18 protein-coding genes are annotated in these 17,921 nt (G+C 65.7%); 4 read left to right on the forward strand and 14 right to left on the reverse strand.

Annotation, left to right across the window (positions count from 1 at the left end):
* The first annotated feature begins 323 nt into the window (after window positions 1-323).
* On the forward strand, window positions 324-992 hold the full coding sequence (locus tag FRZ44_RS18360) for a methyl-accepting chemotaxis protein (protein ID WP_151178545.1): 669 nt from the start codon (window positions 324-326) through the stop codon (window positions 990-992).
* 50 nt (window positions 993-1,042) lie between these two features.
* On the opposite strand, the gene FRZ44_RS18365 is transcribed toward FRZ44_RS18360, so the two are convergent.
* The 5 genes from FRZ44_RS18365 to FRZ44_RS18385 all read right to left on the reverse strand — a co-directional run bounded on the left by FRZ44_RS18365 (window position 1,043) and on the right by FRZ44_RS18385 (window position 4,380).
* A complete protein-coding gene (locus tag FRZ44_RS18365; RefSeq protein WP_151178546.1) occupies window positions 1,043-1,378 on the reverse strand; it encodes a low molecular weight protein tyrosine phosphatase family protein in 336 nt (111 codons plus the stop codon).
* Entirely contained in the window at window positions 1,375-1,986 is a 612-nt protein-coding gene (locus FRZ44_RS18370) for a TetR family transcriptional regulator (protein ID WP_225308330.1), read from the reverse strand. The genes FRZ44_RS18365 and FRZ44_RS18370 overlap by 4 nt, the downstream gene beginning before the upstream one ends.
* A 155-nt stretch (window positions 1,987-2,141) precedes the next feature.
* Entirely contained in the window at window positions 2,142-3,122 is a 981-nt protein-coding gene (locus FRZ44_RS18375) for an aldo/keto reductase (protein ID WP_151178547.1), read from the reverse strand.
* Between the two features lie 260 nt (window positions 3,123-3,382).
* A complete protein-coding gene (locus FRZ44_RS18380; protein WP_151178548.1) occupies window positions 3,383-3,793 on the reverse strand; it encodes a GFA family protein in 411 nt (136 codons plus the stop codon).
* Between the two features lie 110 nt (window positions 3,794-3,903).
* Window positions 3,904-4,380: a GNAT family N-acetyltransferase gene (locus FRZ44_RS18385; protein ID WP_191908175.1), complete on the reverse strand. Its 477-nt coding sequence runs from the start codon at window positions 4,378-4,380 to the stop codon at window positions 3,904-3,906.
* Between the two features lie 177 nt (window positions 4,381-4,557).
* On the opposite strand from FRZ44_RS18385, the gene FRZ44_RS18390 reads away from it, so the two are divergent.
* Window positions 4,558-5,940 (forward strand): META domain-containing protein, encoded by a 1,383-nt coding sequence (locus tag FRZ44_RS18390; protein WP_151178550.1) that lies wholly within the window; start codon window positions 4,558-4,560, stop codon window positions 5,938-5,940.
* A 128-nt stretch (window positions 5,941-6,068) separates the two neighbouring features.
* Here the strand turns inward: FRZ44_RS18390 and FRZ44_RS18395 are convergent, their stop codons facing one another.
* Window positions 6,069-6,857, reverse strand: coding sequence for an MBL fold metallo-hydrolase (locus tag FRZ44_RS18395; protein ID WP_225308331.1), 789 nt, complete (start codon window positions 6,855-6,857; stop codon window positions 6,069-6,071).
* 47 nt (window positions 6,858-6,904) lie between these two features.
* Window positions 6,905-8,302 carry a purine-cytosine permease family protein gene (locus tag FRZ44_RS18400; protein WP_151178552.1) on the reverse strand — a complete coding sequence of 466 codons (1,398 nt, stop codon included), beginning with the start codon at window positions 8,300-8,302 and terminating at the stop codon, window positions 6,905-6,907.
* 234 nt (window positions 8,303-8,536) lie between these two features.
* Between FRZ44_RS18400 and FRZ44_RS18405 the strand changes: the two genes are divergently transcribed.
* Together FRZ44_RS18405 and FRZ44_RS18410 are read left to right on the forward strand one after the other, a co-directional pair.
* The gene (locus FRZ44_RS18405) at window positions 8,537-9,352 is read left to right on the forward strand and encodes a helix-turn-helix domain-containing protein (protein ID WP_151178553.1); all 816 of its coding nucleotides are present in this window, start codon (window positions 8,537-8,539) and stop codon (window positions 9,350-9,352) included.
* Window positions 9,353-9,386: 34 nt separating this feature from the next.
* On the forward strand, window positions 9,387-9,875 hold the full coding sequence (locus tag FRZ44_RS18410) for a CDP-archaeol synthase (RefSeq protein ID WP_151178554.1): 489 nt from the start codon (window positions 9,387-9,389) through the stop codon (window positions 9,873-9,875).
* A 27-nt stretch (window positions 9,876-9,902) separates the two neighbouring features.
* On the opposite strand, the gene FRZ44_RS18415 is transcribed toward FRZ44_RS18410, so the two are convergent.
* The 7 genes from FRZ44_RS18415 to FRZ44_RS18445 form a co-directional block, all read right to left on the reverse strand.
* Window positions 9,903-10,868 carry a metallophosphoesterase gene (locus tag FRZ44_RS18415; RefSeq protein WP_225308332.1) on the reverse strand — a complete coding sequence of 322 codons (966 nt, stop codon included), beginning with the start codon at window positions 10,866-10,868 and terminating at the stop codon, window positions 9,903-9,905.
* Between the two features lie 108 nt (window positions 10,869-10,976).
* Window positions 10,977-11,105, reverse strand: coding sequence for a cytochrome bd-I oxidase subunit CydX (gene cydX / locus FRZ44_RS18420; RefSeq protein ID WP_151178555.1), 129 nt, complete (start codon window positions 11,103-11,105; stop codon window positions 10,977-10,979).
* Window positions 11,106-11,133: 28 nt separating this feature from the next.
* The gene (gene cydB / locus FRZ44_RS18425; protein ID WP_151178556.1) at window positions 11,134-12,267 is read right to left on the reverse strand and encodes a cytochrome d ubiquinol oxidase subunit II; all 1,134 of its coding nucleotides are present in this window, start codon (window positions 12,265-12,267) and stop codon (window positions 11,134-11,136) included.
* Window positions 12,268-12,279: 12 nt separating this feature from the next.
* Entirely contained in the window at window positions 12,280-13,881 is a 1,602-nt protein-coding gene (locus tag FRZ44_RS18430) for a cytochrome ubiquinol oxidase subunit I (protein WP_191908176.1), read from the reverse strand.
* A complete protein-coding gene (locus tag FRZ44_RS18435) occupies window positions 13,878-14,063 on the reverse strand; it encodes a hypothetical protein (protein ID WP_151178557.1) in 186 nt (61 codons plus the stop codon). The genes FRZ44_RS18430 and FRZ44_RS18435 overlap by 4 nt, the downstream gene beginning before the upstream one ends.
* Window positions 14,064-14,315: 252 nt before the next feature.
* Entirely contained in the window at window positions 14,316-16,289 is a 1,974-nt protein-coding gene (locus tag FRZ44_RS18440; protein WP_151178558.1) for an oxidoreductase, read from the reverse strand.
* A 110-nt stretch (window positions 16,290-16,399) separates the two neighbouring features.
* Complete coding sequence (locus FRZ44_RS18445; protein WP_151178559.1) at window positions 16,400-17,914, reverse strand: aldehyde dehydrogenase family protein; 1,515 nt, start codon at window positions 17,912-17,914, stop codon at window positions 16,400-16,402.
* Between the last annotated feature and the right edge of the window lie 7 nt (window positions 17,915-17,921).

The following is a 17,921-nucleotide window of genomic DNA, read 5'->3' on the forward strand; positions in this document are numbered from 1 at the left end:
CGTTGCATACGTTTGCAATAATTTTATGCATACGATTGCAAAGAAGATATGCATACGCATGCAAAACGCTGTCGTGCCGCGCTTCTGCGCCGCACAAATCGTGGGCAAAAGTCCGCGGATGCATGGGTCTCTGGCTGTTGCGTTGCAACATCGCGCCGATCTGCAAAAGGGTCGACTAGCAGCGGGTGACGCTCATGGGCGGCGAGATCGGGGGGAAAGCGAGCCCGGGAAAAGAAGCTGCTTCTGGTTCAGGGTGCCCCTGGGCCGCGGCACCTCGGTGAGCAACCGGGCCGCCCGGCTCGCGGTCGCAAGCAGCCGCCAGCGTGGGCACCGTCGCGTCCGCCGCTGAGGAGCTGACCGGCTCGATCCAGGAGATCGGCCAGCAGGTGGCGCGGTCCACCCAGATCACGGCGGCCGCTGTCCGCGAAACCGAGGAGACCAACCAGCGTGTCGAAGGTCTCACCATCGCCGCGGAGAAGATCGGCGAGGTGGTGGATCTGATCACCGAGATCGCGAGCCAGACCAATCTGCTGGCGCTCAACGCCACGATCGAGGCGGCCCGGGCGGGCGACGCCGGCAAGGGTTTCGCCGTGGTCGCGCAGGAAGTGAAGCAACTGGCGAGCCAGACGGCGCAGGCGACGGAGGACATCACCGCGCAGGTGGCCGCCATCCGCACGGCGACGGCCGCGGCCGTGGCCGGTGTCAACGGGATCGGCAAGACGGTGCGCGAGGTGAGCGAGATCGCATCCGCCATCGCGGCCGCGATCGAGGAGCAAAGCACCGCGACGAAGGAGATCGCCGCGAGTGTCATGCAGGCCTCGGCGGGGACCACGGACGTCACCCGGAATGTCCAGGAAGTCACGACGGTTGCCGGCGAAACCGGCTCCTCCGCAACGCAAGTGCTGGGGGCCGCGACCGAGCTCTCCAAGCAGGCGGAGAACCTGAATGCCGAAATGCGATCCTTCATCGAGGTCATGAACCGCGTCGCCTGAGCGGCAGAGGCCCGAGACCGACGGCGTGCGAGAGGGACAGTCCGGAGGGCTCAGAGCCCCGGGAGATCGATGAAGCGCCCGACCCGTTCCTCCAGCAGCGCGATCAGCTCCGGCTGCATGAAGCGGAACTCGTCGGGGATGCCGAGCACGACGACGCGCTTCGAGCGTAGGAGCGGGCCAAACGCCTTGGCGAGCTTCTCCTTGTGGGCGGGCTCCATCACCAGGATGAGGTCCGCCCATTCGATCGCCTCGGCCGAGACCGGCGTGTCGGCGTCCTTGCCGATGCCGGCCGATTGCGTCTCGATGCCGTCATAGCGCGCGAAGACGGCCTCGGCTGTCGGGCTGCGCCAGCGGTTGCGGCCGCAGACGAAGAGCAGCCGCGTCACGCCGCCCCCGCCTTCAACCCCGCGATCACCAGCTTCATCACCGCCTTGATGTCGGAATCGGTGTCGGCGCCGCCGCTGGCGCGGACCAGATGGGGATGATGGAAGCGCACCGTGGCGCTGAGGACCGCGCGCGCGGCTTGGGCCGCATCCTTGACCTTGAACTCGCCCTGCTTGACGCCGTCGACGATGATCGTCGTCACCTGACGGACGAGCGTGGCGAGGTGATGCTCGACCACGTCGCGCGCGGCCTCGGCCACCGCGTGATAGGCCGCGAACAGCTCGGGGTCGTCCAGGATCTTGCGGCGCTTGGCCTTGGCCAGCGCCAGCACCCAGCCCTCGAGCCGCTTGGCGGCCGGGCCCTTCTTCGTCACGAACGCCTCGAGCGGTGCGGAGACCGCGTCGAGCCAGCGCTCGGCCACGGCATCCTGCAGCGCCGCCTTGCTCTCGAAATGGCGGTAGATGTTGGCGTGGCTCATCTGGAGCGCGCGGGCGACGTCGCTGACCGTGGTCTTGGCGGGGCCGTGACGGCGCAGCAGCGTCTCGGCCGCGTCGAGGATGCGCTCGCGCATCGGGCGGGCGGCGTCGGGTGGGGTGATGGATTTAGGCAACGGCCCTCTTCCCCTCGCGAAGAGGAAGGAATGGCCGCGACACCATCAGTATAGGGGTACCTCCCTCCCTAGCCCTCCCCCACAAGGGGGGAGGGGATAGGAACGCGGGTGGCTTCAAAATCGACAGTATCAGCATCCATCTCTCACGGCATGGCTCAGCGCTCGCTGTCGAGCGACTGCATGCCGTGGGCGGGGTAGCGGTCGCCGGCGACCGCGCCCTTCGGCATCGCGGCCTCGATCTGGGCGAGGTCCTGCGGCTCGAGCCGGAGCTCCAGCGCCTTCAGCGATTCCGCGAGCTGCGTGCGCTTGCGCGCGCCGACGAGCGGAATGATGTCGGCGCCCTGATGCAGCACCCAGGCGATCGCGATCTGCGTGGGCGTGACGCGCAGGCGCTGCGCCACCTTGGTGAGAGCTTCGACGAGCTTCTGGTTGCGCGCCAGGTTCTCGCCCTGGAAGCGCGGGCTCATGGCGCGGAAGTCCTTGGCGCCGGTGGGCGCGCTGCCGGAGAGCAGGCCGCGCGAGAGGATGCCATAGGCGGTTACGCCGATGCCGAGCTCGCGCAAGGTGGGCAGGATCTGCGCCTCGATGCCGCGCGAGGCCAGCGAATATTCGATCTGCAGCGCCGCGATCGGATGCGTCGCCTGGGCCTTGCGGATCGTGGCCGCCCCCACCTCGGAAAGGCCGATATGGCGGACATAGCCCGCCTTCACCATCTCGCCGATGGCGCCGACCGTCTCCTCGATCGGCACATTGGGATCGAGCCGTGCCGGCATATAGAGATCGACATGGTCGGTGCCCAGGCGATTGAGGCTGTAGGTCAGCGCGGTCTTGGCCGCATTGGGCCGGGCGTCGAAGCCGATGAAGGCGCCGTCGGGCGAACGCTGCGCGCCGAACTTGACCTGGATGAAGAACTTGTCGCGCTTCCCCTTGATCGCCTCGGCGACCAGCATCTCGTTATGGCCCATGCCGTAGAAATCGCCGGTGTCGAGCAGCGTGATGCCGGCCTCGGCCGCCGCATGAATTGTGGCCAGGCTCTCGGTCCGGTCGGCCGGCCCGTAGAAATCCGACATGCCCATGCAGCCGAGACCGACCATGGAAACCGCGGGGCCGTTCCGGCCCAGATGACGGGTGCGCATCGGGAGCGATCCTTTCGGGAGAATATGATAAATGACAAAATATGTTTTTTGTCACTTCGGGGCAAGTGACAAATGCGAGAGGCGGGGTTGTTGCGGGGATCAAGGGGATGGGAGCAAGGAAACGGCGGAGAGACCGAAGCACCCTCCCCCTACCCCCTCCCGCACGCCGCCTTCGGCGGCTGAGGAGGGGGCGAGAAACATCAGAGACCACGCCCTCTCCCCTTGCGGGAGGGGGTAGGAGGAGGGGTTCTCGCCGATGCTCACAAATCCGGCTGGTCGAGATATTCCGGAACCTGCTCCGGCCAGGGGAACCAGCCATGGCGGCAGGCGGCCCAGATGGCGGCGTCGGGCGGGTCGAAGCCGGCATCCGCGAAATTGCCGACGGCGATCGTGACCTCGTCGGGCGCGCCTTCGCTATAGCCATAGATGCTGCTGCCGCAGACCGGGCAGAAGAAATTATCGACCCAGCGGCCGGCGTCGGAGCTGCGGCGATAGAGCGTGGCCTCGCCCTCGATCGAGGAGATCGCGCTCTTGGGCCAATAGCCCCAGCTGCCGAAGACGCTGCCGGTCTGCTTCTGGCATTCGAAGCAGTGGCACACCAGCACCCGGAGCGGGTCGCCCTCGACGGTGATCGACATCTGGCCGCAGGAGCAGGATGCGGTTCTGGACATGGGACGGTCCTTTCTTGCCTCGGGCGGAATGCCGCGTTCGGCGACAACAATCTTAGCCTGTCGGCGCGGCCCTTGTCGCGCGGTCGCGGCCCATCACGCCAACCGCCAGATCACGTCAGCCGCCAGATCATCTGGAAATTGTCGTCATAGGTCTCGGCGCCGAGACGCCGATAGAACGCCGTGGCACCCGGATTCTGCCGCCACACCATCCAGGCGACATGGCTGGCGCCGCGCTCCGTCGCCAGCCGGCGCACCTCTTCCATGAGTGCGCGGCCGATGCCGCTGCCGCGGGCGCGCTCGCTGACGAAGAGGCCGGCGACGAAGAGGGCCTTGTAGATCTCGAAGATGCCCATATGCCAGCCGAGATAGGCGACCGGCCGTCCCGCCTGCTCGGCGACCAGGGTCGCAACCACCGGGTCCTTCTCGAAAGAGAGCGCGATGCAGCGCTCCATCTCCGCCGGCCCCGCCCAGTCGTCCTCCGGCGAGGGCTCGGGATTGATCGACTTCAGATAATCCGAGAATTCCTGGAACAGCAGCAGCAGGGCCGCCGAATCGTCGGGCCGCGCCTGACGGATGGTGAAGGACATATGACGACCCCGCATTCCCCGTTTCGAAACGCCTATGAAGCGTCGGCCTCGGCGGCCGTCAAGAGGCCCAAAGACTATTTTCCGGCGGCGAGAATCTGCCCATACTCCGACGACGCGCTCGCGATCGCCAACAAGACTGTCCGGCCCCTCGTTCCGTGACCGAAAAGGCAGCCCGCCATGAAACGATTCTCCCTCCTCTGCCTGGTCCTCCTGCTCGCCGGCTGCGCCACCCATGGCGCGGTGGTGACGGGTTCGGCCAGCTATCGCGAGCGGATGGCGCTGCTGCCGGGCACGGTGCTGGAAGCGACGCTGGAGGATGTGTCGAAGGCCGACGCGCCTGCCGTCATCGTCGGCCAGACCCGGCTGGAGGATCTGGGAAACCCGCCCTTCGATTTCGCGATTCCCTACAACCCCAAGGACATCGTGACCAACCACACCTATGTGGTGCGGGCGCGGATCCTGTCGGGCACCGACGTGCTGTTCGTCACCGACACCGCCTACCCGATCCTGACCATGGCCCATAAAGGCCCCGCGAAGCTGCTGCTGGTGCGCGCGGCCGGAGGTGCGGCGGCCGGGAGCGCCGGCGTCGATCCCAATATCGGCACGCTGCCCGCGCGCTTCGCCGGTGAGATTCCCTGCGCCAATTGCTCGGCCATTCGCTATCAGGTCGATCTCCTGCCCGATCAGTTGTTTTTCTCGCGCATGGTCTATGAGGGCCGCCAGACGGTCCATGACGAGATCGGCAACTGGTCGGTCCCGCCGGAGGGCGGCCGTCTGGTGCTGACGCCCGAGACCGGCGAGCCGACGCAATTCTCGCTGCCGACGGCCGGTCACCTGCGTATGCTCGACCGGACCGGCAAGGAGATCGATTCGAAGCATAATTACGAGCTGGTGCGCGACGACAAGCTCGCCGCCCTCGACCCCGCGGCACCGCTCGCGGGCATGTATGCCCAGGGCGACGATGGCGGAATCTTTACCGAATGCAGCACCGGCATGAAGCTCGCCGTGTTGAAGGAGGACGACAATGCGGCGCTAGAGGCGGCCTACAACAAGATGCCGCACGAGCCGGGGCAGCCGCTCAAGGTCGAGCTCGAGGGCCGCATCTCGCTGACGCCGCCGGCCGGCACCGGGGGCGATCTGCCGGTCATCTCGGTCATGCGGTTCAACTATATCTGGCCGGGCGAGACCTGCGGCCAGCGCTTCGCCACCTCGCCGCTCGAGAACAGCTACTGGAAGCTCACGCGCGTCGCCTATCAGCCGATCGTCCTGGCCCCGGGACAGCGCGAGCCCTATCTCGTGCTCCAGGCCCAGGACCGCAGGCTTACCGGCTATGCCGGCTGCAACCGCATGACCGGCAGCTACACGCTCAAGGAGAACGAGCTGCGCTTCAGCCAGACCGCCACCACCAAGATGGCCTGCGTCAAGGGCATGGACACGGAAAGCGAGTTCCTCAAGGCCCTCGACGAGGTCCGCCAGTGGCACATCGACGGCGAGCATCTGACGCTCTCGAACGAGTATGGCGCGGTGCTGGCGGTGTTCGAGGCGGTGGCGCTGCCGTAGAGGTTCTTTTCTTATCTCCTCCCCCCTCGAGGGGGAGGATTAAGGAGGGGGCTGCTCGTTGTCTGAAATCGCGTCTTCCCCCTTCCTAACCTTCCCCCCGAGGGGGAAGGGAAAAGAAGAGGATCGATCTAGCCTCGCTTCTCCCACCGCGCGAGTTGCTCGTCGACCAGCTCGACCAGGCGATCGCGACCGAAGCTCGGCTCGTGGCCCGCGTGAATCGTCCTCGCCGGCACGGCGCGCAGGCGGCGGAGCGTGCGGATGTAATCGGGCAGGCTCGAATGGTGGAGATTGTCGATGAGCGGGCCGTCATAGATCGCGTCGCCGGAAAACAGCGTCCCGGTCTTTTGCTCCCAGAGGCCGATCGAGCCCGGCGAATGGCCGGGCAGATGCAGCACCTCGAAGGCCCGGTCGCCGAGATCGACCCTGTCCCCCTCCTCGACCACGCGGATCTTGCCCGTGGGGCGGATGCGGAAGCTCTGGATGTCGTAGTCCGCCGTGGGCAGGGCCGTGATCATCGGGCCCTCGATCTCGTAGTCGGGCACCGGCGGAATGCGCAGCGTCGCCATGTCCTCGGGATCGAAATCGGGATCGGCCAGGGTGTAGTCGCCGGCGGCCGAGCGCAGCCCCTCGGCCTCGAGCGCATGCGCGATGCAATCCTCGAACTCGTGATGGCCGCCGATATGGTCGATATGGGCGTGGGTGGCGACGGCCGTCACCGGCTTGTCGAGGATGTCCTTGGCGAAATCGCGCAAGGAGCAGATGCCCATGCCGGTATCGACGATCAGGTCGCGGTCCCGGCCCCGCACATGCCAGATGTTGCAGCGCAGGAGCGGCGCCACATGCGGCTCCCAGAGGAAGGTGATGCCGTCACCGAGGCGACGCAACTCGAACCAGTGATCGGCAACCTGCAAGCCCACGATCGGTCATCCTCTTTCATGACGGGCGTCCCCGCGCGACCGGACGCTCAGGCCTTGGCAATCTCGCGTCCGGCCAGCATCCAATAGAGCAGGCCGGACACCACCAGCCCCGCGACGATACTGAGGTCGGCGCCGCCGAGCACGTTCTCGGCGAAGGGCGATTTCAGCATGTCGGCCGAGGTGCAGGCCAGTGCCGCGATCACGCCGGCAATCCACGCGATGAAGGCGGCGCGGTGCCAGCCATTGGCGTAGCGGTAACGCCCGCCCTCCGCCGACAACAGGCTGGCGCCATCATAACGGCCGCGCCGCAGCCAGATGTCGATGGCATAGATGGCGCACCAGGGCGCGATCCAGGCCACCATCAGCGAGAGGAAGGCGATGAAGGTGCTGGTGAAATCATAGAAGAAGATCGCATAGACCGAAGCGGCCGTCGCCAGCACCGCGTCGATCATGATCGCCTTGGGCCGCGAGACATTGAGGCCCATCGCCAGCAGCGACATGCCCGAGCTATAGGTGTTGATGAAGTTGTTGGTGATCGACCCGCCGATCACCAGCAGCACGAAGAGCTTGAAGTACCAGGGTGCCAGAATTGGCGCAAAGCCGCCGATCGGATCGGTGAGATCGACCTCGCGGGCGGCCATATAGCCGATCCCGGTAATGATCACCGCCGGAATGAAGGAGCCGAGAAAGGTCCAGAAGGTGATCGCGGCGCCGCTGGCATTGCGCGGCAGGTAGCGCGTGTAGTCGGCGGCGCAGTTGGCGTAGCTGATCGGCATGGCAGCCACCAGGGTGAGCGCGATCAGGAAGGTGGGGATATCCGCGCCGGCCGGGGCCGCGGGGGCCGTGGCGGGAGCATAGCTCAGCACCTGCGGGATGAGGCCCAGCATCGCCAGACCCAGCGCCCAGGTGAAGATGCGCTGCATGAAGACGATGGTCGCATGGCCGAGAATGGCGACGCCGAAGGTGAAGACGGCGAGCACGCCCAGCAGGATGGCCTTGCCCAGAACGCCCAGCGGAATGCCGAAGCCTTCGACCAGGGAATAGAGCGCGAAGGCGCCGAGCACGAGATTGACCGCTTCCCAACCGACCGCGGTCAGCCAGGAGAGGAAGGACGGCACCGCGTTGCCCTTGCGGCCGAACGCGGCGCGGCTCACGACCAAGGTCGCGGTGCCGACACGAGCACCGGGGATTCCGTTATAGCCGATCAGCCAATAAAGCAGATTGCCGACGATCACGACGAGGAGCATCTGCCCCGTGGTGAGGCCCAGCACCGCCAGAAGGCCGCCGACGATGATGTAGGTGAGAATGAGATTGGCGCCGGCCCAAACCCAGAAAAGCTCACGCGGATGGCCGCGGCGCTCGGAATCGGGAATGAGGTTGATGCCGTTCTGTTCGACGGCGAAGGCCTGATTGGCTTCACCGGCCGCTTGTTCCGCTGTGACCATGAGCTTTCTCCCGCGCTGGCATGGCTTATCCCGAGCGATGGTCGATCGGTCGCCAAACCTAAAATTGACGGTGAAAGCTAAAGTCTGACTTTATTACTGTCAATATAATAATGCCACGCGCGCCAGCCTGGCTATCGGTTGATTTGAGAAAACGAAGATCCCACAAACGCGGCTTGAGCGGGCCATTGTCTTGTGACACCAAGGCGTCTGGAATCAGGGAAGAATAGCGAATCGATGGTTCGTCAGAGACGGAAAGCGGGCCTCCACCCGATCGGCGATGTTGCCGCCGCGGCTGGCGTCACCACCCAGACCATCCGGCTCTGGGAGAAACGCGGCCAGCTGAGCTCCACCCGCACCGACGGGGGACAGCGGCTATTCACGGGCGAGATGGTGAAGCGCGCCGCCGAGCTGGCGGCAGGATCGCGACGCAGCCAGCACCATCAGGCCGCCCGGCCCGCCGCGTCGCCCGACATGATCGAGCTGGCCTCGACCGGCATGCGCATCCGGCGCGCGCGGATCGAGCATGGCCTGAGCCAGCAGGACGCGGCCAAACGGATCGGCATCTCGCGTTCCTTCCTCTCGACCGTCGAACGCGGCGAATCCGGCGTCTCGACCAAGGTTCTCGCCAAGATGGCGGATGCGTTCGGCATTGCCATGAGCGGCTTTGCCGTCGCCGCCGATCCGAAGAAGCGCGTGATGCGCGTGGCGGACCGCCCCCGAACGGTGCTGGCGGAAGGGGTGAGCTGGGAGGAACTGGTCGCACCCAGCAGTCACGATCTAGAGCCGGCGCTGCTGCATGTGCCGCGGGGACGGGGCAGCGGCGGCGTTTTCGTGCGGCCTGGCGAAAGTTTCGTCTTCGTGCTGGAAGGCACGCTCACCTTTCAGACCGGCGAACGGCTCGAGGAGTTCGTGCTCGGCAAGGGCGACGCGATCGTGCTCGACGCCGGTGTCCCTTTCTCCTGGCGCAATGACGGCAAGGCGACGGCGACCGCCCTCTGGGTCGAGCTGATCGGGTCGGTCCGCAAGAAGGCCCCGGAGAAAAAGGGGTAAGATCGCCGCTGGAGCGTCCATGGAGGCCACTCCGATGCAGCCCTGGCCCATTGCGCAAATGCTGATCCTTCTGGCCCTCGCCAATGGCACTCCGGTGTTCGCGAAGAAGATCCTGGATGGGCGGTTCTCCCGGCCGATCGACGGAGGCTTGCGTTTCTTCGACGGCCGCCCCCTGTTCGGCAGCTCGAAGACGATCCGCGGCGCCCTGCTGGCAATCCTGATGACAACCGCCGGCGCTCCGCTTATCGGGCTCGACTGGAAGATCGGCGTTCTCGTGGGCATTTTGGCCATGATAGGCGATCTGCTCTCGAGCTTCATCAAGCGGCGGCTTGGCATGGCCTCCAGCAGCCAGGCCAGCGGGCTCGATCAGTTTCCCGAGTGCCTGCTGCCCGTTCTGGCCTGTCGCGGCGCCTTGGCGCTGACGCTCCTGGATATCCTTGCGATCGTCCTGCTCTTCTTTGTCGGCGAGGTGCTGCTCTCGCGCCTGCTCTTCAGGTTCGGACTGCGCGATCGCCCCTATTAGGCGTCATCCCGAGCGCGCCGCCCGAGCTCAGGTGCATTCGAGCCGGTGCAAGGTGATCTCCGGCGGACAATTGAGCCGCACGGGCAGGATGGAGGAGCCGACGCCGACCGAGGTATAGCCCGCCATATCGTGGTAGCTCCACGCTCCTGATCCCATCCAACGCGGCAAATGGGAATCGAGCGTAATCGGAAATGAGCCGGGCAGGCAGATCTGGCCGCCGTGAGTATGGCCACCGAGCAGAAGGTCGACGCCTGCATGGGCCGCCTGGCGATAGATCTCCGGCGTATGTGAAAGCAGAATGCAGCACTCGTTAGGCGGGACCGAAGCTGCAGCTTTCTCGATATTGTCCACTCTGAAATAGTGCGCATCGTCGATGCCTGCCAGATGGATGCGTCCGTCGCCGCGCTCGATCGGCACGGACTCGTTCAGCAGCATGCGGATACCCATCTCCTCCAGGCCCGGCACCATGCGGACCGTGTCGTGGTTGCCAAGCACGCCATAGACCGAGCCGTTGAGATGAGATCGCACCTGGGCCAGTCCTTCGAGCATGGCGTCGAAGGGGCCGAAGGTCCGGGCGCGAAAATCTCCCGTGAGGACGCAAAGATCGTAAGCGAGGCCCGGCAGCAGCTCGATCAGCCGGCGCATCGCGCCCTCGTTCATCTCCACATGCATGTCGCTGATCTGGAGGATGGTGAAACCGCCGAAGCTCTTCGGCAGGCGGCGCAGGCGGACCGGGTTCTCCCGGATCTCCACCCGCTCGGCATTGCGCCGGGCCCGGCCATAGAGGCCCGTCAGCTGCAAGGCGAGACGAATGACCCAAGGCGCGGAATACCAGTTTTCGATATGGAAGAAATTGAGGCCGCCGCCAAAGACGCGAACCTCGTGATCGGTCTCGATGCCGAGGCGCTGGCGCGCATGCAGCCGCCCAAGGCGCTTATCGAGCTTGTCGAGCAACTCCGGCGGAATCGAGGACTGGTTTCCTGATGGTCTCATGCCCCGGCCCTAGGCGGCGAAGGGCCCAGATTGCACTCGCGACCTCGCGTCCGTCGAGTACCGCGCAAGAAGGTGCCCGATAATAAGGGCCGGCCTCCCTATCGCCGGTCATGCTTCGCCTTTGGTTTCTCCGGGCTGGTTGGCGCGACGATCGGCGTCGAGCTCGAACCACATCGCGTTCAGGATCGCGAAGGCACAAGCCAGGCCGAGGCCGAGGATCCAGGAAAAATACCACATGATCGTTTGCTCCCTTGCCCGCCGAGGCTCAGTAGGCCGAATCCGAATGCTCGACATGCTCGCCCGACACCTTGCCGCGCATCACCCGATAGACCCAGGCGGTGTAGGCCAGGATGATCGGCAGGAAGATCGCCGCCGCGACCAGCATGACCGTGAGGGTGAGACGGCTCGAGGACGCGTCCCAGACCGTGAGGCTGGAGGCGGGATCGCTCGATGACGGCATCAGGAACGGGAACAGGCTCAAGCCCGCCGTCGAGATGACGCCGAGGATGCCGACCGAGCTGGCGAGGAAACCCGCAAGGGGCTTCCGTACCCAGGCCATCAGCAGGGCCAGCGCCATGCCGGCGAATCCCAGGATCGGTGCCACCGCCATCCAGGGATGGCGGCCGTAATTGCCGAGCCAGGCGCCGGCCTCGCGCGTCACCGTCTTGGCGAGCGGGTCGGAGGGCAGCGAGGGATCGATCGCCGAGGTGATGACGAAGCCGTCGAGCCGGGCGACCCAGAGGCCGCCGACCGCGAAGAGCAGGATCGCCGCCGCGGCCGCGATCATCGCGGCCTGGCGCGCGCGGGCCTGGACCACGCCATCGGTCTTGACCGAGAGCCAGCCGCCGCCCTGGGTTGCAATGATCGAGAGGCTGAGCAGGCCGCAGAGCAGCCCGAAGGGCGAGAGCAGATCGAAGAATCCGAACTCGAAGCTCGCCCGCATCGAGGAGTCGAAGCGGAACGGCACGCCCAGCAGGAGATTGCCGACGGCGACGCCGAAGACGATCGAGGGCACCAGCCCGCCGATGAAGAGCGCCGTGTCCCAGGCCGTACGCCAGCGGGTGTGCTCGAGCTTGGACCGGAACTTGAAACCGACCGGCCGCAGGATGAGGGCACCGAGGGTCAGGATCATGGCGATGTAGAAGCCGGAGAAGCTGATCGCGTAGAGCGGCGGCCAGGCGGCGAAGATCGAGCCGCCGCCGACGATGAACCAGACCTGGTTGCCTTCCCAGACCGGCCCGACCGTGTTGATGACGACACGGCGCTCCATGTCGGTCCGGCCGACGATCGGAAGGAGGAAGGCCGAGCCCAGGTCGAACCCGTCCATGATGGCGAAGCCGATCAGCAGCACGCCCAGCAGCAGCCACCAGATCAGGCGCAGCGTTTCATAATCGAGCATGGGGTTCCTCCCTCACCGCGCCGTCGCGACGCGGCGGCGCGTCGTCATGGGAGCCCGGCCGGGTGGCCGGGTGAGCCCGCCTGCCTCGCCAGTCTCGTCGATGATGGGCCCGCGTTTGACGTATTTGAGCATGAGGAACACGTCGACGACGGCGAGCGTCGAATAGAACAGGACGAATCCCAGCAGGCTGAACAGCACCTGGCCCGAATGGAGCGAGGAGGCGCCGAGGAAGGTCGGCAGCACGCCCTCGATGGCCCAGGGCTGACGTCCATATTCGGCGACGATCCAGCCGAACTCGGCGGCGACCCAGGGCAAAGGCAGGCTCCAGAGACAAATCCGCAGGAGCCAGTTGTAGCGGTCGAGCTGCCGGCGCGCCGAGAGATAGAAGGTCACGGCGAAGAGCGCGATGAAATAGAATCCGAGCCCCGCCATGAAACGGAAGGCCCAGAAGAGCGGCCCAATGTCGGGCACGGTCGACCAGGCCGCCTGGTCGATCTGGTCGGGCGTGGCATTGGCGATATCGTCGGTATAGCGCTTGAGCAGCAGCGCATAGCCGAGATCGGGACTGTGCATCGCGAAGGCCGCCTTGGCCTCCTCGTTGCCGCGATCGGCCCGCAGGGTCTGCAGCGCCGTATAGGCAGGAATGCCGTTCTGGATGCGTCCCTTCGCGTCCTCCACCAGCTCGAAGATGCCGGGGATCGGCGTGTCGAAGCTGCGCGTGGCGATGATTCCCAGGAGCCAGGGGATCTTGATCTCGGCATGGGTGACGCGCGCTTCGCGGTCGGGGATGCCGAAGGCCGCAAAGGAGGCTGGCGCTGGCTCGGTGTGCCACATGCTCTCGATCGCCGCGATCTTCATCTTCTGATTGGCGGTCGCCGTATAGCCGCTCTCGTCGCCCAGCACCACGACCGAAAGCGCCGAAGCGAGGCCGAAGCTGGCCGCCACGGTCATGGAGCGTTTCGCGAACTCGACATGGTTGCGCCGGAGCAGATAGAAGGCGGCGATCGCCAGCACGAAGATCGAGCCGGTGACATAGCCGGCGCTGACCGTATGGACGAACTTCGCCTGGGCCACGGGATTGAACATGACCTCGCGGAACGAGGTCAGCTCCATGCGCATGGTCTCGTAGTTGAACTTGGCACCCACCGGATTCTGCATCCAGGCATTGGCGATCAGGATCCAGAGAGCCGAGAAATTGCTGGCGATGGCGACGGCCCAGGTGACGATCAGATGGCCGAGCTTGGAGAGCCGGTCCCAGCCGAAGAAGAAGAGGCCGATGAAGGTGGCCTCGAGGAAGAAGGCCATCAGACCTTCGATCGCGAGGGGGGCACCGAAGATGTCGCCGACGTAATGCGAGTAATAGGCCCAGTTGGTGCCGAACTGGAACTCCATGGTGATGCCGGTCGCGACACCCATGGCGAAGTTGATGCCGAAGAGGAGCCCCCAGAACTTCGTCATCTCGCGCCAGATGGTGCGCCCGGTCATGACATAGACGCTCTCCATGATGGCGATCAGGACGGAGAGGCCGAGCGTCAGCGGCACGAACAGGAAGTGATAGAGGGCCGTGAGCGCGAACTGCAGCCGCGACAACTCGACCAGACCGCTATCGATCATGGGCGCACCTCGTCAGACGGGGTTGGCAGGGAAACGGATGAGGGGGCAGAGCCCGTGCCGGCAGGAGCCGGCCCGATCAGGGTCTCGCTGACGCGTTCGGCGTCGATCGTGGGGCGCTGCGAGGGGCTGAAGAAAAGCGCATAGATGACCCCCAGGGCCACCAGCTTCAGGGTCAGCGCCACCGCGATCTCCCGGGCCGGGCCCCGGGCCCTGGTCGGTCGTCCAGCATCGCCGCGTCGGGACTGCATGGCTGGCTCCGGGTGGCTCAGGGGAGCGGTTCGGCGCTTCCGCAAGGGGGCTGCATTCGTTGCGGGCGAAGCATCCTCGATCCCGCGACGACTCAATTCAACAAATCATCGGTGTCTTTCCTGTTGCGGTCAACCGTAGGCCAGCGGCGGGGATGTCGCAGTGTGAAATCCTGTGAAAAATTGCGATCAGATGGCCGAACCGACCTTGAGCCCGTCCAATACGGCCTCCTCGGCCGTGCGCGGCGTGGCGCAGTCGCCCACCATATGGACCTCGCCCTTCCAGCCGACCAGCTCGTCATCGAGCCCGGCGACGCGGCGATGGCCCAGCGCCGTCACCACGGTGTCGATGCCTTCGAGCACGATCGGCTCGGCGCTGGTGGCATGCTGGAAATAGACGGTGTCGCCATCGACCCCATAGAGGCGCGCATAGTTGGTCACCTCGACGCCGAGCTTGTGCAGGATGCCGTTCCAGCTGTCGCGAACATAGAGCGGCAGGCGCTGCCCGGCATGGAGGCCGTCGACGCAGAGCCGGACCTTGCAGCCATCGCGCGCCAGCTTCTCGGCCAGCCCCATGCCGATCCAGTCGCAGCGCCAGTCGGCGACGACGACCGAGCTGCCGACATTGACCTCGCCCTTCAGCACCTGCCAGGCATTGACCAGATGGCCACTTTCCGCGGCCCCTTCGATCTCTGGGAGATAGGGCTCGGCGCCGGTGGCGATCACCACCACGTCGGGCTTCTCGCGCTCGACCAGCGCGCGATCGACGCGGGTGCGCTTGACGACCCTGGCACCCGCGCGCTCCAGCTCGCGCGTCAGATTGGTAACGATGCCGCCGAACTCGGCGCGCCCCGGCAGGAGCTGGGCCAGCAGCGCCTGACCGCCCAGCCGCTCCGCCGCCTCATAGAGGGTCACGTCATGGCCACGCTCGGCCGCGACCGCCGCGGTCTTCATGCCGCCGGGGCCGCCGCCCACGACCATCACCTTGCGCCTCTTCGCCGCAGGCTGCCGGTGCTGGCTGTCATATTGCAGCTCGCGGCCGGTCTCCGGATGCTGGATGCAGGAAATCGAATAGCCCAGATGGAAATGGCCGATGCAAGCCTGGTTGCAGCCGATGCAGGCGCGGATGTCGTCGAGCTTTCCGGCTTGTGCCTTGTTCGCCATCTGCGGGTCGCAGATCTGCGCCCGCGTCATGCCGCACATGTCGGCCTGCCCTGAGGCCAGGATCTGCTCGGCGATCTGCGGCTGGTTGATGCGGCCGGCGACGAAGACCGGCTTCTTGACCTTCGCCTTCACCGTGGCGGCGAAGGGCGCGACATAGCCGGTCTGGACGATCATCGGCGGCACGATATGCACCGCGCCCTGCATGCTGGCGGACGAGCCGGCGATCACGTTGTAATAGTCGAGTGCACCCTCCGCATCGAGCGCCAGCAAGGCTTCGAGCGCTTCGGAGGCCGTCTGGCCGTTATGGTCCATATCTTCGCCGGAGATGCGCAGGCCTACCACGAAGTCGCGGCCGACCTTGGCGCGGATGGCCGTCACCACCTCGCGCAGGAAGCGGAGCCGGTTCTCAAAGCTGCCGCCATATTTGTCTTCGCGCAGATTAAGGCGCGGATTGAGGAACTGCGAGGGCAGATAGCCATGGCTCGCCACGATCTCGCAGCCATCCATGCCGGCGCGCTTGAGACGGTCGGCCGCCCCGGCATAGCCCGCGACGATCTCGTCGATCAGGCGCTGCGACAAAGGCTGCGGCATGACATGGAAGCGCTCGTTGGGCACGGCCGAGGGCGCATAGGCCACGGGCAAGCTGCCATCCTGGCTTTCCATGATCTCGCGGCCGGGATGGAAGATCTGGCCGAAGATCCGCGTGCCATGGGCGTGAGCGAGCTCCGCTACTTTCCGATAGCCGGGAATGCAGGCATCCGTGGTCGCCATCAGGATATGCGAGGTGTAGCGCGCGCTCTCATGCACGCCCGCCACCTGCATCACGATCAGCCCGCAGCCGCCCTCGATCCGCGCCTTGTGATAGGCGATCAGCTTCTCGTTGACCGTCCCGTCGGTCGGCATGCTGGTGTCGTGGCCGGTCGAGAGGATCCGGTTCTTGATCGTGACGTGGCCGACCTGGATCGGCGAGAAGAGATGGGGGAAGGGAGCGGAGGCCATGGCGATGTACTCTGAGGATCAAGGGACCGGAAGCGGAAGACGGACATCGTGAAAGCGTCGAGCCGACGCCCTCCGCGCGACCGGAGAGCGGCGGCTCCTCGTCGAGACGGTTACTTCTTGCCCTGATACATCTCGCTGTCCTTGTAGGGGAACCACCAGAAATCATGGGCGCTGGCGGCGGGATCGATCATGGCGAGCTTGGTGTGGCGGAAGGTGTCGAGGCCTTCAGCACCCAGTTGGCGGCCCATGCCCGACATCTTGCGCCCGCCGAAGGGACCGGCATCGTTGTCGAGCAAAGGCGCGTTCACCCAGACCATGCCCGCTTCGAGCTCGTTGACGGCGCGCATGCTCTCCTCGAGGTCCTTGGTATAGATCGTCGCGCCCAGGCCATAGCGCGAGCGGTTGGCGAGTGCGATCGCCTCGTCGAAGTTCTTGACCTTGCAGACCGGCAGCACCGGCCCGAAGCTCTCGCGGTTCATGATCTCCATCTCGGGTGTGACGTTCGTCATCACCGTGCATTCGGCGAAGAAGCCGCGATTGAGGCCGGCGGGCCTGCCGCCGCCGGTCACGACCCTGGCGCCCTCCTTGACCGCGCGGGCGACAATGCCTTCGTAGCGGTCGCGTTCCTTGCGCGAGGCGAGCGGGCCCATATCCGACTTGGCGAGGCCGTTGCCGATACGGACCTTCTTCGCTTCGGCGACGACACGCTCGACGAACTCGTCATGCACCTTCTCATGCACATAGAAGCGCTCGGCCGCGGCGCAGACCTGGCCGCAATTGATGAAGGCGCCGAAGGAAGCGCCCCGCGCCGCAATGTCGAGCGGGGCCGAAGGCATGACGATGAAGGGATCGTTGCCCGAGGCCTCGATCAGACAGCGCTTGAAATCGGTGGCGCAGGCCTGGGCCACCTTCTGGCCGGTCTCGATGCCGCCGGTGAAGGCGATCATGTGGGTGTCGCGGCTGGCGACGAGCTGGCCGCCGACGCGACCGCCGCCGGTTACGCATTGCACCACGCCCGGCGGCAGCACAGCCGAGAAGGCCTCGAGGAACTTCATCGTCACCAGCGAGGTCATCTCCGACGGCTTGATGATGACGGCATTGCCCGAGGCCAGTGCCGCGGCCGCCTCCCAGCAGAGCAGGCAGAGCGGGTAGTTGAAGGGCAGGATGATGACGACGACGCCCAGCGGATCCTTGATCGTGTAGTGGAACTGGCCGTCGGTGGCCGGACCCAGCACCTTGCCCCATTCGGCGCGGCCGACCTCGGCGTAGTAGTCGATTGCCGACATGGCCCAGGTGCATTCGTCGAAGGATTCCTTGTAGGTCTTGCCCATCTCGCGGGTCAGCATCTCGGCGATCACCGGCCGCGTCTCGCGCAGAAGATGCGAGACCTCATGCAGCAGCTCCGCGCGGGTGAGCGCGTTGGTCTTGTTCCAGACCTTCTGCGCCTTGTTGGCGACGCGGATCGCCTCCTCGACCTCGGACTCGGTGGAATCTGCGACCTTGCCCACGACATCCTCGGTCGCGGGGTCGATCACGTCGAACTGGGTCGAGGCCCTGCTGGCGCGCTGCTCGCCCCCGATCAGGAGGCGGTTGCTGAGGCGTTGGAATTCGGCGAGTGCGGTCATAGTCGTC

Origin of the sequence: Hypericibacter terrae (assembly GCF_008728855.1) — a bacterium.
Taxonomy (GTDB): domain Bacteria; phylum Pseudomonadota; class Alphaproteobacteria; order Dongiales; family Dongiaceae; genus Hypericibacter; species Hypericibacter terrae.